17 protein-coding genes are annotated in these 17,128 nt (G+C 66.4%); 10 read left to right on the top strand and 7 right to left on the bottom strand.

Annotated elements, in window-relative coordinates:
- Nucleotides 1-335: 335 nt before the first annotated feature.
- Nucleotides 336-1,193 carry a hypothetical protein gene (locus AC1RRP_RS00470; protein ID WP_493032173.1) on the top strand — a complete coding sequence of 286 codons (858 nt, stop codon included), beginning with the start codon at nt 336-338 and terminating at the stop codon, nt 1,191-1,193.
- A gap of 71 nt (nt 1,194-1,264) precedes the next feature.
- Here AC1RRP_RS00470 and AC1RRP_RS00465 read toward each other — a convergent pair whose 3' ends face one another.
- The 3 genes from AC1RRP_RS00465 to AC1RRP_RS00455 are packed head-to-tail and all read right to left on the bottom strand — an operon-like array spanning nt 1,265 to nt 3,751.
- Nucleotides 1,265-1,609, bottom strand: coding sequence for a YkgJ family cysteine cluster protein (locus AC1RRP_RS00465; RefSeq protein WP_493032171.1), 345 nt, complete (start codon nt 1,607-1,609; stop codon nt 1,265-1,267).
- Nucleotides 1,609-2,529 carry an ornithine carbamoyltransferase gene (gene argF / locus AC1RRP_RS00460; RefSeq protein ID WP_493032169.1) on the bottom strand — a complete coding sequence of 307 codons (921 nt, stop codon included), beginning with the start codon at nt 2,527-2,529 and terminating at the stop codon, nt 1,609-1,611. Before argF ends, AC1RRP_RS00465 begins: the two co-directional genes overlap by 1 nt.
- Before the next feature lie 10 nt (nt 2,530-2,539).
- Nucleotides 2,540-3,751, bottom strand: coding sequence for an aspartate aminotransferase family protein (locus tag AC1RRP_RS00455; RefSeq protein WP_493032166.1), 1,212 nt, complete (start codon nt 3,749-3,751; stop codon nt 2,540-2,542).
- A gap of 241 nt (nt 3,752-3,992) precedes the next feature.
- On the opposite strand from AC1RRP_RS00455, the gene AC1RRP_RS00450 reads away from it, so the two are divergent.
- Complete coding sequence (locus AC1RRP_RS00450; RefSeq protein WP_493032164.1) at nt 3,993-4,307, top strand: DUF3579 domain-containing protein; 315 nt, start codon at nt 3,993-3,995, stop codon at nt 4,305-4,307.
- Nucleotides 4,308-4,422: 115 nt separating this feature from the next.
- On the opposite strand, the gene rpsT is transcribed toward AC1RRP_RS00450, so the two are convergent.
- Nucleotides 4,423-4,719, bottom strand: a complete 297-nt coding sequence (rpsT, locus tag AC1RRP_RS00445) for a 30S ribosomal protein S20 (protein WP_174252649.1) — start codon at nt 4,717-4,719, stop codon at nt 4,423-4,425.
- Between the two features lie 117 nt (nt 4,720-4,836).
- Between rpsT and murJ the strand changes: the two genes are divergently transcribed.
- Entirely contained in the window at nt 4,837-6,408 is a 1,572-nt protein-coding gene (murJ, locus tag AC1RRP_RS00440; RefSeq protein ID WP_493032162.1) for a murein biosynthesis integral membrane protein MurJ, read from the top strand.
- A 14-nt stretch (nt 6,409-6,422) separates the two neighbouring features.
- Nucleotides 6,423-7,274, top strand: a complete 852-nt coding sequence (locus AC1RRP_RS00435; protein WP_493032160.1) for a SirB1 family protein — start codon at nt 6,423-6,425, stop codon at nt 7,272-7,274.
- Nucleotides 7,275-7,287: 13 nt separating this feature from the next.
- Here the strand turns inward: AC1RRP_RS00435 and AC1RRP_RS00430 are convergent, their stop codons facing one another.
- The 3 genes from AC1RRP_RS00430 to purM form a co-directional block, all read right to left on the bottom strand.
- Nucleotides 7,288-8,319 carry a nucleotide-binding protein gene (locus AC1RRP_RS00430; RefSeq protein WP_493032158.1) on the bottom strand — a complete coding sequence of 344 codons (1,032 nt, stop codon included), beginning with the start codon at nt 8,317-8,319 and terminating at the stop codon, nt 7,288-7,290.
- A gap of 128 nt (nt 8,320-8,447) precedes the next feature.
- Nucleotides 8,448-9,620 carry an MFS transporter gene (locus AC1RRP_RS00425; protein ID WP_493032156.1) on the bottom strand — a complete coding sequence of 391 codons (1,173 nt, stop codon included), beginning with the start codon at nt 9,618-9,620 and terminating at the stop codon, nt 8,448-8,450.
- A gap of 47 nt (nt 9,621-9,667) precedes the next feature.
- The gene (purM, locus tag AC1RRP_RS00420) at nt 9,668-10,708 is read right to left on the bottom strand and encodes a phosphoribosylformylglycinamidine cyclo-ligase (protein WP_493032153.1); all 1,041 of its coding nucleotides are present in this window, start codon (nt 10,706-10,708) and stop codon (nt 9,668-9,670) included.
- A 117-nt stretch (nt 10,709-10,825) separates the two neighbouring features.
- Between purM and AC1RRP_RS00415 the strand changes: the two genes are divergently transcribed.
- Genes AC1RRP_RS00415 through AC1RRP_RS00390 form a run of 6 tightly spaced genes read left to right on the top strand, consistent with a single transcriptional unit; the run spans nt 10,826 to nt 17,094 of the window.
- Nucleotides 10,826-11,896, top strand: a complete 1,071-nt coding sequence (locus AC1RRP_RS00415; protein WP_493032151.1) for an AI-2E family transporter — start codon at nt 10,826-10,828, stop codon at nt 11,894-11,896.
- Between the two features lie 16 nt (nt 11,897-11,912).
- On the top strand, nt 11,913-12,599 hold the full coding sequence (hda, locus tag AC1RRP_RS00410) for a DnaA regulatory inactivator Hda (RefSeq protein WP_493032149.1): 687 nt from the start codon (nt 11,913-11,915) through the stop codon (nt 12,597-12,599).
- Nucleotides 12,596-13,276, top strand: a complete 681-nt coding sequence (locus AC1RRP_RS00405) for a histidinol-phosphatase (protein ID WP_493032147.1) — start codon at nt 12,596-12,598, stop codon at nt 13,274-13,276. Before hda ends, AC1RRP_RS00405 begins: the two co-directional genes overlap by 4 nt.
- Nucleotides 13,273-14,823 (top strand): polynucleotide adenylyltransferase PcnB, encoded by a 1,551-nt coding sequence (gene pcnB / locus AC1RRP_RS00400; RefSeq protein ID WP_493032145.1) that lies wholly within the window; start codon nt 13,273-13,275, stop codon nt 14,821-14,823. Before AC1RRP_RS00405 ends, pcnB begins: the two co-directional genes overlap by 4 nt.
- A complete protein-coding gene (gene folK / locus AC1RRP_RS00395; protein WP_493032143.1) occupies nt 14,820-15,305 on the top strand; it encodes a 2-amino-4-hydroxy-6-hydroxymethyldihydropteridine diphosphokinase in 486 nt (161 codons plus the stop codon). Before pcnB ends, folK begins: the two co-directional genes overlap by 4 nt.
- A 52-nt stretch (nt 15,306-15,357) precedes the next feature.
- The gene (locus AC1RRP_RS00390; protein WP_493032141.1) at nt 15,358-17,094 is read left to right on the top strand and encodes a methyl-accepting chemotaxis protein; all 1,737 of its coding nucleotides are present in this window, start codon (nt 15,358-15,360) and stop codon (nt 17,092-17,094) included.
- Nucleotides 17,095-17,128 lie beyond the last annotated feature (34 nt).

Genomic DNA, 17,128 nt, shown 5'->3' with positions numbered 1-17,128 from the left:
CGCTCGCACTAGCCTTTCTGTTCATCTGGCGTTCATTTCTGGTTCATCGATGCCTCATCCGAGGACTTGTCATCTCACATCAAATCTGGTCTGCGTCTTTCGCGGGACTGGCGCCAGGACCGATGCATTGACGGCGCTGTCAGCCCGTCAAGCGACCGGTGCCGATGACGCCTGGCCAGGAAGCGAGGTTGGATGGCTGATTCCGCTGCTGATCGTTTAAGTTCCGCATCGAGGATGACCGAGGCGCTCAAACCATGAAACCATTCCAGCGGAAGCAGAGTTTCTGCATGTACGTCATCAGCAGGGTCGTGTCATCATGTGCGGGACCCAGGTGCATGGCATCCAGCCTCGGGAGTCCCACGCAAACTGGTCTTCTGCTGTGCATGATCGCGCTCGCCGTCTTGCATGGCCCGAGTGCGATGGCCCAGGGCGTTCCGCGCACCCAGCCGCTCAAGCCCGGGGTTGCGGTGAAGGCGGGAGAACAGGCGGCAGCCCTGCGTCGCCTTGACCTGGCAGACGACATACAGGAGCAGACGCAGCGTGCGTTCAAGTTCTATCTGCAAATCTTCCTGGATGTCGAGGCCACAAAGTCCCGTGCACGCAAAGGTGAAGCCATCTCGCTCGTGTCGTCCAATCTGGACACGTTGCGCAAGGAACGTCTCTCGGCGCCACAGAATGCCCTGCTGTCGGAGATCGACACCATCTGGTCCTTGATGCTGCGCAAGCTCAGTGCAGATCCCGAGAAGGAGGCGCTGGCCCAGCTCATAGCGCTGAACGACAAGTTGCTGGATGGCTGTGAAAAGCTGGCGGCTTCGCTTTCGAAGGATAGCGTCGGTGGCGATCTGGTTCACCTGATCGGGCACCAGGAAATGCTGATCCAGCTTATCGCGCGCAATTACTTCCTCTACCACGCGGGTTACAAGACGCCGGAAGTCAAGGCCTCCCTCCAGAGCCTGCTGGATCGTTTCACCTCGGTTGTAGAACAACTGACCGAGTTCGGGGCCAGCACACCCCAGTTCAAAAAAAATATTGAACTGGCTACTGTGCAGCTGATGTTCCTGCGGAACAAGATTCGGTCCATAGACCAGGAGGGCAAGGCGGACTGGGTCAGCATGTCGAAGTTGAGCGATCGCCTGCGAGAGGTGCTGCACGAGCTGCGTCTGTGGGCCGAAAAGCAGGCAACTGTGCAGTAGGGATTCGGCTCGCTAGGATCGACGCGACTGACGGCCACGATCCTCCGCTTTGACGCCGTCTGGCGGCCTGACTAGATTTTGCATTTGCTCTCGCTATCCCGGCTTTCTGGGGCGATCAGCGGCGGCAGGCCCACCTTGGCGCGGGCCCGGTGACAGCCCTCGCTGCCTTCCTCGAATTCGCGGCAGGGCGAGGGGCGCCACTCGTAGATGCCGCAGGCCACCTTCTCGCCGAGCTTGCCCGTCAGCGCAGCGCAGCGCGGTGGCCAATGGTCGGTGCCGCGCATGCGTGCGGTGTTGCCGTTGACTTCGACGGTCAGGCCTGTGGGCACATGACCGCCGTTCTCATCGAGTTCGTAGCTGGAGAAATCGACACGGCACCAGGAACAGCAGGCGCCGCAACTGGTGCAGGCAGACATCAGAGCCGGCCCAGCAAAAGATATTCCATCAAGGCCTTCTGCACGTGCAGCCGGTTCTCGGCCTCGTCCCAGACCACCGACTGCGGCCCATCGATGACCTCGGCCTCGACTTCCTCGCCGCGGTGCGCGGGCAGGCAGTGCATGAAAAGCGCATCGGATTTGGCGGCACGCATCATGTCGGCATCGACGCACCAGTCGGCGAAAGCCTTCTTTCGGGCCTCGTTCTCGGCCTCGTAGCCCATGCTGGTCCAGACGTCGGTGGTCACCAGATCGGCTCCCGCGCTGGCCTGCATGGGGTCCTTGAAGACCTTGTAGCAGGAGCTCTTCACGCCGGCCACGGCCGGGTCGATTTCGTAGCCGCTGGGGGTGCTCACGTGCACGGTAAAGCCCAGCAGTTCGGCCGCCTGCAGCCAGGTGTTGGCCATGTTGTTGCCGTCACCGACCCAGGCCACGGTCTTGCCCTGGATCGAGCCGCGGTGCTCGATGTAGGTGAAGATGTCGGCCAGGATCTGGCAGGGGTGGTATTCGTTGGTCAGGCCGTTGATGACCGGCACGCGAGAGTACTCGGCGAAACGCGCGATCTTGTCCTGCCCGAAGGTGCGGATCATCACCAGGTCGACCATGCGGCTGATCACGCGCGCGCTGTCCTCGATGGGCTCGGCGCGACCCAGCTGGCTGTCGCCCGTGGTCAGGTGCACCACGCTGCCGCCGAGCTGGTACATGCCGGCCTCGAAGCTCACGCGCGTGCGCGTGGAGGCCTTCTCGAAGATCATGGCCAGGGTTCGGTCGGTGAGCGGTTGATGCTTCTCGTAGGCCTTGAACTTCTTCTTGATCAGCGCGGCGCGCCCGAAGAGGTAGGCGTATTCCTCGCGGCTCAGGTCGGTGAACTGCAGGTAATGCTTGAGTTTCGTCGCTGTCATCGCGCGGTCCTCAGGCTTCGGCCAGGAAAGATTTCACCAGGGGCACCAGCAGGCTCACCACTTCGTCGGCCTCGGCCGTCGTCATGATGAGCGCAGGCACCAGGCGGATCACGCTGTCGGCCGTCACGCTGATCAGCAGGCCGGCGTCGGCCGCGCGGGTGAGCAGCACACCGCAAGGCTTGGCCAGTTCCACGCCGATCATCAGGCCCTGGCCGCGGATGTCCTTGACGCCGGGCAGCTTGCCCAGTTCACGCTCCAGCGCGGCCTTGAGGTGGGTGCCGACCTTGGCCGCGTTCTCCAGCAGGCGGTCCTCTTCCATGATGCGGATGGTCTCGATGCCGGCGCGCATGGCCAGCGGGTTGCCGCCGAAGGTGGTGCCATGGTTGCCGGGCTGGAAGATGTTGGCGGCCTTGGGGCCGGCCACCACCGCGCCGATGGGTACGCCCGAGCCCAGGCCTTTGGCCAGCGGCATGACGTCGGGTTGGATGCCGGCCCATTGGTGGGCGAACCATTTGCCGGTGCGACCCATGCCGCACTGCACTTCATCGATCATGAGCAGCCAGTCGTTCTGATCACATAGCTTGCGCACCTGCTGCAGGTATTCCGCGCGCATGGCATGGATGCCGCCTTCGCCCTGGATGGTCTCGAAGAACACGGCCACCACATTGGGGTTGCCGGCCGTGGCCTTCTTGAGCGCCTCGATGTCGTTGAGGGGCACGCGGATGAAGCCTTCCACCAGCGGGCCGAAGCCCTTTTGCACCTTCTCGTTGCCGGTGGCGCTCAGCGTGGCGATGGAGCGGCCGTGAAAGGCCTTTTCGTAGACCACGATCTGGGGTTTGTCGATGCCCTTGTCATGGCCGAACTTGCGTGCCAGTTTCAGGGCGGCTTCGTTCGCTTCCAGCCCCGTCGAGCAGAAGAACACATTGCTCATGCCCGAGAGTTCGACCAGCTTCGTGGCGAGCTGCTCCTGGCCGGTCACGTGGTAGTAGTTCGAGGTGTGGATGAGCTTGGTCAGCTGGTCCTGCAGGGCCGGCACCAGGCGGGGGTGGTTGTGGCCCAGGGTGTTGACGGCGATGCCCGCCAGCGCGTCCAGGTATTCCTTGCCGTTGATGTCCCAGACGCGGCAGCCCTGGCCGTGCGACAGCGCGATCGGCACGCGGCCGTAGGTGTTCATCACGTGGGGAGACGCGGCTTCGACGGGTTTGGCGGCGGGGGCGTTCATGGCTACACACTCCGGAGAGATCACAAAACAAGGCGGCCCAACGCAGGTTGGGCCGTTGAGACATGATTTTAGGGCCTGTTCCAGGACTTTTTGCAAGTGTGTCCCGGCGGTTCGGCGCAGACGACCGCTGCCTTGCGGGCGGGGATGGATCAAGTCTTATATAAGATAAAATACTGGCAACCCACCCGCTGCCGGACCAGCCGCTGTACCCAGCCCGCGCCCGGCGCCCGAGTCCCAACCCATGGTCTCCAACGCCGCCAAGGAAGTCTTCATTCTCGGTCTCACCCGGACCGGCAAGGCTTTTCGTCCCAGTGACTGGGCCGAGCGCTTGGCCGGCGTGATGAGCCCCTTCCGCCCGGGCGGCCCGCAGCCTGGCAGTCACCTGCGTTATTCCCCCTGGTGCATCCCCAGCTCGCTCGACGGCGTCAAGTGCGTCATCGTGAACCGCGAGCTGCGCGATGCCGAGCCCATGGCCTGGGACTTCTGCATCAATTTCGCACGCGACAACAACCTGCAGGTGCGCGAAACCGACGGGCAAGGCCGGCCTATCGTCTGAACCATTCCTTGCGCCCACAAAAAAGCCGCTCAAAGAGCGGCTTTTTTGCTTTGCTGACAGCGCACCCGTTACAAACGGCAGACCCTTTTCAGGATCCGTGCGATTTGCCTGAGATTCAGGCGGCGGCCAGGGCCTTGACCTTGGTCGACAGGCGGCTCTTGTCGCGAGCAGCCTTGTTCTTGTGGAAGATGCCCTTGTCGGCCACGGTGTCCACCACGGCCTGCATCTTGCCAAACAGCTCGGTGGCTTTGGCTTTGTCGCCAGCGAGAACGGCTTTTTCAACGTTCTTCACGGCGGTGCGGTATTTGGAGCGCAGGGACGTGTTGGCTGCATTCAGCTTGACGTCCTGACGTGCGCGTTTGCGGCCCGACGCCAGGCGCGGGTTCTTTTTCTTGGGCTTTCCAGATGCCATATCAATAGTTCCTTGTGTCTGTGGATGATGTCAGCAAAGCCGGCTATTGTAGCAGTTTGTGGCGGGTAATGTAAGTGAGCGCTCAGGGGACGGGGAGCCCGGCTACACTCGCTCTCAATGAGCCTCTTCAAAGCCGCCTCGACGGTCTCCTTGCTGACCCTGGCCTCGCGGATCACGGGCTTGGCGCGTGAGCTGCTGATTGCCACCACGTTTGGCGCCAGCGCCCTGACCGACGCCTTCAACGTCGCCTTCCGCATCCCCAATCTGTTCCGGCGCCTGTTTGCGGAGGGGGCGTTCAGCCAGGCCTTCGTACCGGTGCTGGCCACGGTCAAGGAACAAGAGGGCGAGCAGGCCACGCGCCAGCTGGTCGACCGCGTGGCCACGGTGCTGGCCTGGGTGTTGCTGGGTGTGAGCGTGCTGGGGGTGCTGGCCTCGCCGTTGCTGGTCTGGCTGATGGCCGCGGGCTTGCGCAAGGTGGAGGCGGGCAACGCCTTTGACGCGGCCGTCGTCATGACGCGCTGGATGTTCCCCTACATCGCCTGCATGTCGCTGGTGGCGCTGGGCGCCGGCGTGCTCAATACCTGGAAGCGCTTTGCCGTGCCGGCGGCCACCCCGGTGCTGCTCAACGTGGCCATGATCCTGGCCGCCTGGCTGGGGGCGCCCTGGTTCCAGACGCTGGGCATCGAGCCCATCTACGCGCTGGCGGCCGGCGTTCTGGCGGGCGGGCTGCTGCAACTGGGCGCGCAACTGCTGGCCTTGCGGCGCATCGGTCTGTTTCCCTCCATCGGCCTGAGCCCCTCGGCGCTGCGTGCCGCCTGGGCCGACGAGGGAACACAACGCGTGCTCAAACTCATGGCGCCGGCCCTGTTGGGCGTGAGCGTGGCCCAGGTCTCGCTGCTGATCAACACGCAGATCGCCTCGCATCTGGCGCCGGGCAGCGTGAGCTGGCTCAGCTACGCCGACCGCCTGATGGAATTCCCGGTGGCCCTGCTGGGCGTGGCCCTGGGGGTGGTGCTGATGCCGCAGCTGGCGGCGGCCAAGGCCGCCGACGACGCGGCGCGTTATTCGGCCATGCTGGACTGGGGCCTGCGTTTGGTCGTGCTGCTGGCCGTGCCCTGCGCCGTGGCCTTGTTGACCTTTTCGACCCCTCTGGTGTCGGTGCTTTACCACTACGGGGCCTTCAGCGCACGTGATGTGCAGATGACTTCCCTGGCCCTGATGGGCTGGGGCGTGGGCCTGCTGGGGGTGGTGGCGATCAAGGTGCTGGCCCCGGGTTACTACGCCAGCCAGGACATCCGCACGCCGGTGCGCATCGCCATCGTGGTGCTGGTCTTCACGCAACTGCTCAACATTGTTCTGGTGCCGCTGCTGCAGCATGCGGCACTGGCCTTGTCGATCGGCATCGGCGCCATGGTCAATGCCGCCTGGCTGCTGGTCGGCCTGCTGCGCCGCGGCAGTTACAAGCCCTTGCCGGGCTGGGGCGTGTTCGCGCTGCAGGTGCTGGCCGCCTCGGCGCTGCTGACGGTGTTCCTGATGTGGGCCGCCAGTGCCTTCGACTGGACACGCCTGCAGGCCCAGGCGGGCTGGCGCATCGTTCTGCTGGCGTCGCTGGTGCTCGGCGCCGCTGCCATCTACCTGGGGGCCGTCTGGGCCGCGGGCCTGCGCTTCCGGCAATTTCTAAAGCGTTAGGGGCCTGGGCCGCCATGAATCTGTCCTTCAAGCTGCCCACGCCGCTGGACTACTTCGGGACCCTGGTCCAGAGCGACGCGCAATTCCATCTGCTCGAAGTTGCCGTGAGCCTGGGACAGGACGACTACCCGCAGCTGGACGTGCAGCAGGTGCTGGCCGAGGTGGATGCCCTGCTGGCACGCCTGCACCGGCGCCTGCCTGCCGACGCGCCCGCCATGCACCGGCTGCGGCTGCTCAACCATTTCTTCTTCCACGATCTGCATTTCGGCGGCAACCTCAACCACTATGACGACCCGGATAACAGCTACCTGCACCGTGTGTTGGAGCGCCGGCGCGGCATCCCGGTTTCGCTGGCCGTGCTGTGGCTGGAGCTGGCGCAAGGCCTGGGCCTGCCGGCGCGAGGGGTGGGTTTCCCCGGGCACTTCCTGGTCAAGGTCAACCTGCCGCATGCCCAGGTGGTGATCGATCCTTTCAGTGGCCAGTCCCTGAGTCGCGAGGAATTGCAGGCGCGCCTGGAGGCCTGGCGCGGCAGCCACGGCCGGCCCGCTGCCTCCGATCTGCCGCTGGGCCACTACCTGCAGGCCATGCCAGCGCGCGAGATCGTTGCGCGCATGCTGCGCAACCTCAAGGAAATCCATCGCATGCAGCAGGACTGGGTGCGACTGGTGGCGGTGGAGGACCGGCTGCTGGTGCTGCTGCCACAGGCCTGGGAGGAATACCGCGACCGCGGCCTGGCGCGGGTCGAACTGGGGCAGCTGGAGCCGGCGCTACGAGATCTGGAGATCTACCTGGGGCAGGCCGGGGAGGGTGACGACGCGGTCGCCATCACGCTGCGCGTGGCCGAACTGCGCCGCGCGCTTGACTGAAGCCGTCAGGGCTTCAGCACTTCACCAGTTTCAGGAAGGATGGGATGGGGGGCGCTTCTTGCGCCTGGGCCGTCTCGACCGCGCGCATGGGCGCAGGTGTGGTGCGAAGCGGGGCGTTGCCGGCCACCCGGTCCAGCACGCGCGTGTTGTTCAGGCGCGTGACGGCCGGTTGCGGCCGTGAGGCCAGCATGCGCGGCACAGGCGCAGGCGTTTCGCGTGCTTGCGGGCCTGGGGTGGGGCGGGTGGCGGGTGCCGTGATCGGGTCGGTGGAGACGGCGGGGCTGGCCGGTGCGGCGTTGTGCGCCGCCAGCAACCGACTGGGCAGGGCCGCAGGCGCGATAGGCGGGCGGGCGGGCAAGGGGGAAGGCGCGGCCGCGTGCGTCTGGGCCGGGCGGCCGGAGGCCGCCGCCGGTGCTGTGGCCAGCTGGGGTTCGAGCCAGCCCAGGATGGGTTCCCACTGGCGCAGGTCCGTGGTGACACGATCGGGCGACAGGTCGAACAGGGTCATGCCGCGCTCCAGGCACTGCACATAGGCCTGGCTTTCACGCAGCACGCCGAGAAAGGGCATGCCCAGGCCGGTGGCCCAGTCCTTGAGGACCTGGGGGGTGCGGGTGCGGGTGTCGATGCGCATGCCGATGCAGGCGACCTTGCAACGGCCGGTGGCCACGCGCGGCAGGGCCATGAGTTCGGCGTGGCAGTCGGCGGCCGATTCACGGTCGAAGGCCGAGCCGCATACGGGCATGAGGATGATGTCGGCGAACATGACCATGCGCGCCAGGTCGAAGCCGTGCAGGCCTCCCGGCGTATCCAGCACCACGTGGGTGATGCCGGTCGGCACGCGCAGGATGTTCTGGTCTACGGTCCAGGGCGCGATGGCGGGCAGGGCTTCGCTGCGCTTGCGCAGCCAGGAGCGGGTCGATTGCTGCCGGTCCACATCGCCGAGCATGACCGCGCTGCCCTGATGGGCACACCAAGCCGCGAGGTGGGCTGCGAGCGTGCTCTTGCCGCTTCCCCCCTTGCGATTGACCACAGCGATCACAGGCATGAATGCTCCTGGCGGTGAACCAAAAACTGCAGTGTGACCTGAAATAATCTGAAAGTCCAGTGTCAGCGGGTGTGGGCAGCTAGGGATTTTGTAGCGAAAAGCAACACTCGGCCGGATGAACCCGGTGCTCAGGCCGTGCGGTCCGGTGGCGGGGCAGGCCGCCGCAGCGCCAGCAGCACGAGCGCGGCGACGCAAAACGCGGCTCCGGCGGCAAAGGCGCTGGGCGCCCCCCACTGGTCCCACAGCAGCCCGGCCAGGGCGCTGGCCAGCAGCATGGACAGGCCGCTGACCAGGTTGAACATGCCGAAGGCCGTGCCGCGCAGATCCGCGGGGGCGGTGTCGGCCACCATGGTGGCCAGCAGGCCCTGGGTCATGGCCATGTGCAGGCCCCAGAGCACGACGCCGCCCCAGACAAACAGACCGTGGTCACTCCAGGCCAGCAGCCCGTCGGCGCCGATCAGCAGCACCAGGCCCCAGACCAGCAGCTTGCGGTGGTCGACCCGGTCGGCCAGCTTGCCCAGGGGGTAGGCCCCCAGGGCATAGATCAGGTTCATGACGATCAGCACCAGCGGTACCCAGGCCAGAGGCAGGCCACCCTGCTGCGCGCGCAGCACCAGGAAGGCTTCGGAAAAGCGCGCCAGCGTGAAGACCGCACCGATGCCTACCACCCACCAGTAGGCCGGTGTCAGCCGGCGCAGGTTTTCGCGCCGGATCGGGTTGGTGCGGGCGGTGCCGGCCGGGCGTTCGGGCTCCTGCACGCCGAACACGAGCAAGGCGACGCAGAGGAAGGCCGGGATCACGGCGACCCAGAACACGGCGTGGAAGTCATTGGCCCAGAGCAGCATCAGGCCCACGGCCAGCAGCGGGCCGAGGAAGGCGCCCACGGTGTCAAGTGACTGGCGCAGGCCGAAGGCGGCGCCGCGCAGCGCGGGCGGCGCGATGTCGGCCACCAGCGCATCGCGCGGGGCGCCGCGGATGCCTTTGCCAACCCGGTCCAGCAGCCGGGCGGCGATCACGGGCTCCATCGTGGTGGCCAGGGCGAACAGGGGTTTGCTCAGGGCCCCCAGGCTGTAGCCCAGCACGGCCAGCGGCTTGCGCCGGCCCCACCAGTCGCTGAGCGCCCCCGAGAAGACCTTGACGATCAGGGCCGTGGCCTCGGCGGCGCCTTCGAGCAGGCCGACCACCAGCATGCTGGCGCCCAGGCCGGTGACCAGGAAAACGGGGAGCAGGCTGTGGATCAGCTCGGACGAGATGTCCATCAGCAGGCTGACGAAGCCCAGCGCCCAGATGCTGGCGGGCATGCGCGGGGGCTGGTTATTTTCAGGCATGCGGGCCTGGCCAGCCAGGATCAGGCAACGACCACCGGTGCGCCCTGGCCGCGCGCGGCGATGACGCCGATCTCGTGGACCTGTTCACCCAGGCCGCGCAGGGTCTGGGCGGTGGCGGCAGCGCTGGCTGCGTCGACCACCACCACCATGCCGATGCCGTTGTTGAAGGTGCGGTTCATCTCGAAATCGTCGATGCCCGCGGTCTTCTGCAGCCAGGCGAAGAGTTCGGTCTGCGGCCAACTGCCCTTCTTCAGGTGGGCGGCCGTGCCCTCGGGCAGCACGCGCGGGATGTTCTCCAGCAGGCCGCCGCCGGTGATGTGGGCCAGTGCCTTGATCGGGTGCTGCGCCAGCGCGGCCAGCACGTTCTTCACGTACAGGCGGGTCGGCTCCATGACGGCCTGCCTGAAGGGTTTGCCGTCCAGCGTGGCCGGGGTGGTGGCGCCGACGCGCTCGAGGCACTTGCGCACCAGCGAGAAGCCGTTGGAGTGCACGCCGCTGGAGGCCAGGCCCAGGACCACGTCGCCGGGCTTGACGCTCTGGCCGGTCAGGATCTTGGATTTTTCGACGGCGCCGACGCAAAAGCCCGCCAGGTCGTACTCCCCGTCCGGGTACATGCCGGGCATTTCAGCCGTCTCGCCGCCGATCAGGGCGCAGCCCGAGAGTTCGCAGCCCTTGGCGATGCCGCCCACTACGGCCGCGGCCGTGTCCACGTGCAGCTTGCCGCAGGCGAAGTAGTCCAGGAAGAACAGGGGTTCGGCGCCCTGCACCAGCACGTCGTTCACGCTCATGGCCACCAGGTCGATGCCCACGGTGTCGTGCATATTCCATTCGAAAGCCAGCTTGAGCTTGGTGCCTACGCCGTCGGTGCCGGAGACCAGCACCGGTTCCTTGTAGCGCTTGGGCACCTCGAACAGTGCGCCGAAGCCGCCGATGCCGGCCAGCACGCCCTCGCGCATGGTCTTCTTGGCCAGGGGTTTGATGCGCTCGACCAGCGCGTCACCGGCATCGATGTCGACGCCAGCGTCTTTGTAGCTGAGGGGAGAAGTGGAGGGATGGGTCATGCTGGGGGCTCTGGTAGGGCGGGTCGGCGGGCGGCTGTGTTTTTAGTCCGGGCGCCAGCAGGCAAGCCCGATAGAATTCAGCCCTAGATTCTAAGGGTTCACCCCCCGTCTGCCTCCATGCAATTGACGCCCACCCAAAAACGCACCCTGACCTGGTGCCTGATCGCCGCCCTGGTGACGCTGGCCCTGTGGTTGCTGGCGCCGGTGTTGACACCCTTCGTCGTGGCGGCCGTGCTGGCCTATGTGCTGACGCCGGTGGTGGACAGGCTGGACCACCTGGGACGGGGTCGGATGCCGCGTGTGCTGGCGGTCCTGGTCGTGGAAACCCTGTTCATCCTGATCCTGGTGTCCATCGTGCTGCTGGTCGTTCCGATCTTCGCCAAGGAGCTGCCCCTGCTGCGCGAGCAACTGCCCCTGCTGGCCGACCGGGTCAACAGCGTGCTGAGTCCCTGGCTGGCCCAGTTCGGCATCAAGGTGTCGCTGGACGGCAAAAGCATCCACGCCTTTGTCGTCAAGTACCTCAATGCCAATGTCGAAGATACGGTCGGCTCGGTCATGGCCTCGCTCAAACTGGGGGGCAGCGTGGCGCTGGCGATCATCGGCAATGTCGTGCTGATTCCCGTGGCCCTGTTCCTGTTGCTCAACGACTGGGAGCAATTCGTGGCGCGCGCGGTCACGCTGGTGCCGCCACGGATGCGCACCGCCTATGACAACTTCATGACGGAAGCCGACGAAGTGCTCGGCCAGTACCTGCGTGGCCAGTTGCTGGTGATGGCGGCGCTGACGGTCTATTTCAGCGGGGCGCTGGCCCTCTTCGGCTTTGACCTGGCCGTGCCGCTGGGGGTGTTCACCGGCCTCGCCTTTTTCATCCCCTACCTGGGTTTCGGCCTCGGGCTGATCCTGGCCTTGCTGGCCGGCATGCTGCAGTTCGGCGGTCTGTATGGCGTGCTGGTGGTGGCGGGGGTGTATGGCGTCGGGCAGCTGGTCGAGAGTTTCTACCTCACGCCGCGGCTGGTGGGCCAGCGCATCGGCCTGCATCCGCTGGCCGTGATTTTTGCCTTGATGGCCTTTGGGCAGGTCTTCGGTTTCCTGGGCCTGCTGATCGCCTTGCCGGCCAGTGCCGTGCTGCTGGTGGCCATCCGCCGCGTGCGGGCCGGCTACCTGGCCAGCAAGCTGTACCTGGGCTGACGATGGCAGCCCCGGCATGAAGCAGATCGCGCTGGACATCGGGCTGGGCAGCGGCCCGACCCTGGCCAATTTCATGGCAGGCCCCAACGAAGCCGTGTTGCGCCATCTCAAGCTGTGGGTGGGGGACGGCTCCAGCGCGGCGATGCGCTCGCCGGTGCCGACCTATCTCTGGGGCGCCTCGGGCAGCGGCAAGACCCACCTGCTCAAGGCCGTGCGCGAGGCCTTGCGCGAGCAGGGGGCCACGGTGGGCTGGCTCGACGCCTCGGTGGCCGAGCCGCCGCCCTTCGACGAAGGCTGGGCTGCCGTGCTGCTGGACGACGTACAGCTCTACACCGCGGTGCAGCAGCACGCGGCTTTCAACTGGTTCGTGCACGCGCAGACCGGCCACCAGTGGGTGCTGGCCGCCGGGGCGACGCCGCCGGCCGATCTCAAGCTGCGCGAGGACCTGCGCACCCGCCTGGGCTGGGGCCATGTCTACGCCCTGCAGGTGCTCAGCGAGGCCGAGCGCCGTGCCGTGCTGCGCCAGGCGGCCGACGCACGTGGCATCTTCCTGGGCGACGAGATCATGGACTTCATGCTCACGCGCTTCAGCCGCGATCTGGGCAGCCTGATGCAGTTGCTCGACCACCTGGACGGTTATGCCTTGCAGACCCAGCGCGCCATCACGATCCCGCTGATCAAGGCGATGCTTCAAGAGATATGACCCACAAGACCAAGCTGGCCCTGTTCGACCTGGACCACACCCTGCTGCCGATCGACTCCGACTACGCCTGGGGCACCTTCACCACCACCATCGGCTGGACCGACGCGGTCGAGTTTGCGCGGCGCAACGACGAGTTCTACGCCCACTACCAGGCTGGCACGCTCGATGTGCACGACTATGTGCGCTTTGCCACCGAGGCCGCCCGTCTCAAGGGCCCCGAGGTGGCGCTGGCGGCGCGCGAGCGTTTCATGCGCGAGGTCATTGCGCCGGCCATGCGCCCACAGGCGCTGGAACTGGTGCGCCGGCACAAAGACGCAGGTCACGACGTGCTGATCATCACCGCGACCAACGAGTTCGTCACACGCCCGATCGCCGACGCCTTCGGTGTGGCGCAACTGATCGCCGTCGAGCTCGAGCGCGACGCCAGTGGCTGGATCACCGGTGAGATCCGCGGCACGCCCTCTTTCCGCGAAGGCAAGGTCCGGCGTTTTGGCGAGTGGCTGGCTGCACGCGGGCTGCATCGCCATGAAACCGAGGTCACTTTCTACTCGGATTCGATCAACGACCTGCCACTGATGGACAATGTGGACCATCCGGTGGCCACCAACCCCGACGACCGCCTGCGCGCCCTGGCTCTGGAGCGCGGCTGGCGGGTACTGGAACTCTTTACGCAATGATCAAGAAAATCATCAACAAGCTGCTGGGCAAGTCGAGCGCTGCCCAGCCCGCCTTCGGCAAACGCCAGGAAATCGGCGCCGCCGAACATGGCATCGATCCGGCCCTGGTCGACAAGCGTGCGCTGGACGTGGTGCACACCCTTCAGGATGCCGGCTTCGAGGCCTACATCGTGGGTGGCGCCGTGCGCGACCTGCTGGTCGGCCTGCGGCCCAAGGACTTCGACGTCGCAACCGATGCGACCCCCGAGCAGGTCAAGGGCCTGTTTCGCCGTGCCTTCATCATCGGGCGACGCTTTCGCATCGTGCACGTGGTCTACGGCCGCGGGCGTGAACACGAGGTGATCGAGGTTTCCACCTTCCGCGCCTACATGGACAACGCCGCCGCCGAGCAGGTGGCCGGCAACGAGCGCACCAGCAAGAGCGAACTGGCCGGCATGAAACACGCGGTGGACTCGACGGGGCGCGTGCTGCGCGACAACGTCTGGGGCCCGCAGGATGAGGACGCTACGCGCCGCGACTTCACCATCAACGCCATGTACTACGACCCGGAAACACAGGTCGTGGTCGACTACCACGGCGGCCTCAAGGATGCGAAGAAGCGTGTGCTGCGCATGATCGGCGACCCGGTGGCGCGCTACCGCGAGGACCCGGTGCGCATCATCCGCGCCGTGCGTTTCGCCGCCAAGCTCAGCCCCCTGGGCTTCAAGCTGGAGGCCAAGACGGCCAAGCCGCTGACCCAGTCCAAGGCCCTGCTGGCCGACGTGCCGCAGAGCCGCCTGTTCGACGAGATGCTCAAGCTGCTGCAGACCGGCCATGCCCTGGCCACGGTGGAGCAGCTGAAGATCCTGGGCCTGTCGCGCGGCATCTACCCGCTGCTGGACCTGGTGGTCGAGCGGGCCGCCGAACCCTTTGTGAAGGCCGCCCTGGAAGACACCGACCGCCGCGTGGGAGAGGGCAAGCCGGTGGCGCCCAGTTTCCTGCTGGCCTGCGTGCTGTGGTCCGACGTGCGTGAAGGCTGGGCCGAGCGCATCAGGCAGCGCCAGCACTCGCACCCGGCGTTGCAGGACGCCATCGACGACGTCTTCAACGCCCGCATTGGCGACGTCTCGGGCCGTGGCAAGCTCGCCGCGGACATGCGCGAGATCTGGATGATGCAGCCGCGCTTCGACAAGCGTGTGGGTAGCGCGGCCTATGGCCTGGTCGAGCAGCCGCGTTTCCGTGCCGGCTTCGACTTCATGCGCCTGCGCGCCGACGTTGGCGAGATCGATGTGGTGCTGGCCGACTGGTGGCAGGAGTTCAGTACCGGCGACGACAACCTGCGCCAGGACCTGATCGACCAGGTGCGCGAGGAACAGACGCGTCAGCGCACACACACGCCGCGTCAGCCGGCGGCACGCACGGCCAGCGCTGCACGCCAGCCCGACGCGCCGCGCGCCGCCGAGGCCGAGACGTCTGCTGAGGATGGCGCTGCGCCCAAGAAGCGTCGCCGGCGGCGTCGTTCCGGCGCGAAAAAATCCGGTGACGGCGCGCCGGACGCCGGGGCGTGAACACGGCTCCCGGTACTGCGGTGACGGCCTATGTCGCACTGGGTGCCAATCTGGGGGATGCTCCGGCCGCCTTGCGCCAGGCGCTGAACGACCTGGGAGCCTTGCCGCATACGCGGCTGGTGCGCGCCTCGTCCTTGTATCGCAGCGCGCCGGTTGATTCCTCGGGGCCGGACTACGTCAATGCCGTGGCCGAGTTGTCCACGGCTCTGGGACCTTACGACTTGCTGGCCGGGCTGCAAGGCCTGGAGCAGGCCGCCGGCCGCGAGCGTCCCTGGCACAACGCCCCGCGCACGCTGGACCTGGACATCCTGCTTTATGGTGAGTTGCGACAGGATGATCCGGTGCTGACCGTACCGCATCCGCGCATGATGGAGCGTGCTTTTGTGCTTCTGCCCCTGGCAGAAATCGCTCCGGGCCTCGTCAGTGCGGCGCAATTGCTCAGGGTCGAACAGCAGGTGATTTCGCGCCTGGCCGACCAGTGAAGCGGCGAGGTCGCCGCACTAGAATGGGGCGATCATTCATCAGGATGGAGCGATGAACTTCAGAAGCATGCACGTGGCGACCAAGCTCTGGCTGGCGGTCGCCGTCATCATCATTTCCCTCACCGTCTTGATCGCCTTTGCCGCTGCACGCTCGGCCCGCCTGCAGGCGGAGAGCGAAAGTACCCTGCGTGCGCTCAATAGCCGGGTCAATCTGGCCAGCAGCTGGGCGGGCCTGACCGAGGCCAATGCGGCGCGCACGGTGGCCATGATCCTGACCTTTGATCCCGGCGTCGAAAGCCGCATGGGCGATGACATCAAGGCCACCACGGCGCGCATTTCCAAGGTGCAGCAATCCATCGAGGCCATGGCGCTGAGCGCCGAGGAAAAGGCGCAGATGGGCAAGATTGCGGACCGTCGCAAGTCCATGATCGACGTGCGCAACCAGGCCCAGAAAGCCAAGGCGGCAGGCGACAGCGAGGGCGCCCAGAAGATCGTGAACGAACAGTACACGGCGGCCGTCAACGCCTACGTGGCCACGCTGCAGGAACTGGTGGCGCTGGAAGAGCGCGCCGAAAAGAGCTACACGGAAGAGGTCGCCCAGGCCCGTAGCCTCACCCTCAAGATCGCTGGCGCCGCCGTCGCCGTCATCCTGGCGGCCATCCTGGCCGGGGCGATGGTGCTGATCCGCTCCATCCGCGAGCCCCTGCGCGAGGCCAACGAACTGGCCTCGCGGATCGCCCAGGGCGACCTGAGCGCGCGCATCGACACTTCGCGCGGTGACGAATTCGGCGACCTCATGAAATCGCTGGCACGCATGAACGAGTCGCTGGCGCAGATGGTGCGGCAGGTGCGCCAGAGCACCGACAGCATCGCCACCGCCAGTGCCGAGATCGCCACCGGCAACCACGACCTGTCGGTGCGTACCGAGCAGACGTCCAGCAACCTGCAGTCCACGGCTTCGGCCATGGAAGAGCTGACCAGCACGGTCTCCCACAGTGCCGACAATGCGCGTCAGGCCTCGCAGCTGGCCTCCAGTGCCTCCACCGTGGCGCAAAAAGGCGGGACCGTGGTGCAGGAAGTGGTCGCCACCATGGGCGAGATCAACGCCAGCAGCAAGAAGATTTCCGACATCATCGGCGTGATCGACGGGATTGCCTTCCAGACCAACATCCTGGCGCTCAACGCTGCGGTGGAAGCCGCGCGGGCCGGCGAACAGGGCCGCGGTTTTGCCGTGGTGGCCGGCGAGGTGCGCTCACTGGCTGGACGCAGCGCCGAAGCGGCCAAGGAGATCAAGACCTTGATCAACACCTCGGTGCAGAAGGTGGACTCGGGTGCCCGGCTGGTCGGCCAGGCCGGCGACACCATGAACGAGATCGTGCAGTCGGTGCGCCGTGTGGCCGATGTGATCAGCGAGATCACCGCCGCCGCCGGCGAGCAGAGCACCGGCATCGCCCAGGTCAACACTTCGATTGCCAACCTGGACCAGATGACCCAGCAGAACGCCGCCCTGGTGGAGCAGAGCGCCGCCGCCGCGCAAAGCCTGCGCGAACAAGCCGACCAGCTGGCCCAGGCCGTGGCGGTCTTCAAGCTGGCGGGTGCTCAGACGGCTATCGCGACGGCGCAGCGCGCTGTGCCCGACAGCCACCCGAAGCCGCAAGCCCTGGCCCGTTCCGCGCCCGGTGCAGCCAAGCCGACAGCGGCCAGAGTGCCCGCTCTGACGGCCGCCAGGCCGGCAGCTTCAGCCACCCCGGCCAAGGCGGGCAGCGACGAGGACTGGGAAACCTTCTGACGGCCGCCGTTCTGTGCATGCCTCAGGGGCCTGC

This window comes from Hylemonella sp. GW821-FHT12C09 (assembly GCF_058807395.1).
The sequence above is the reverse complement of the archived record's forward strand: the minus strand, read 5'-3'. Positions and strand labels throughout refer to the sequence as shown.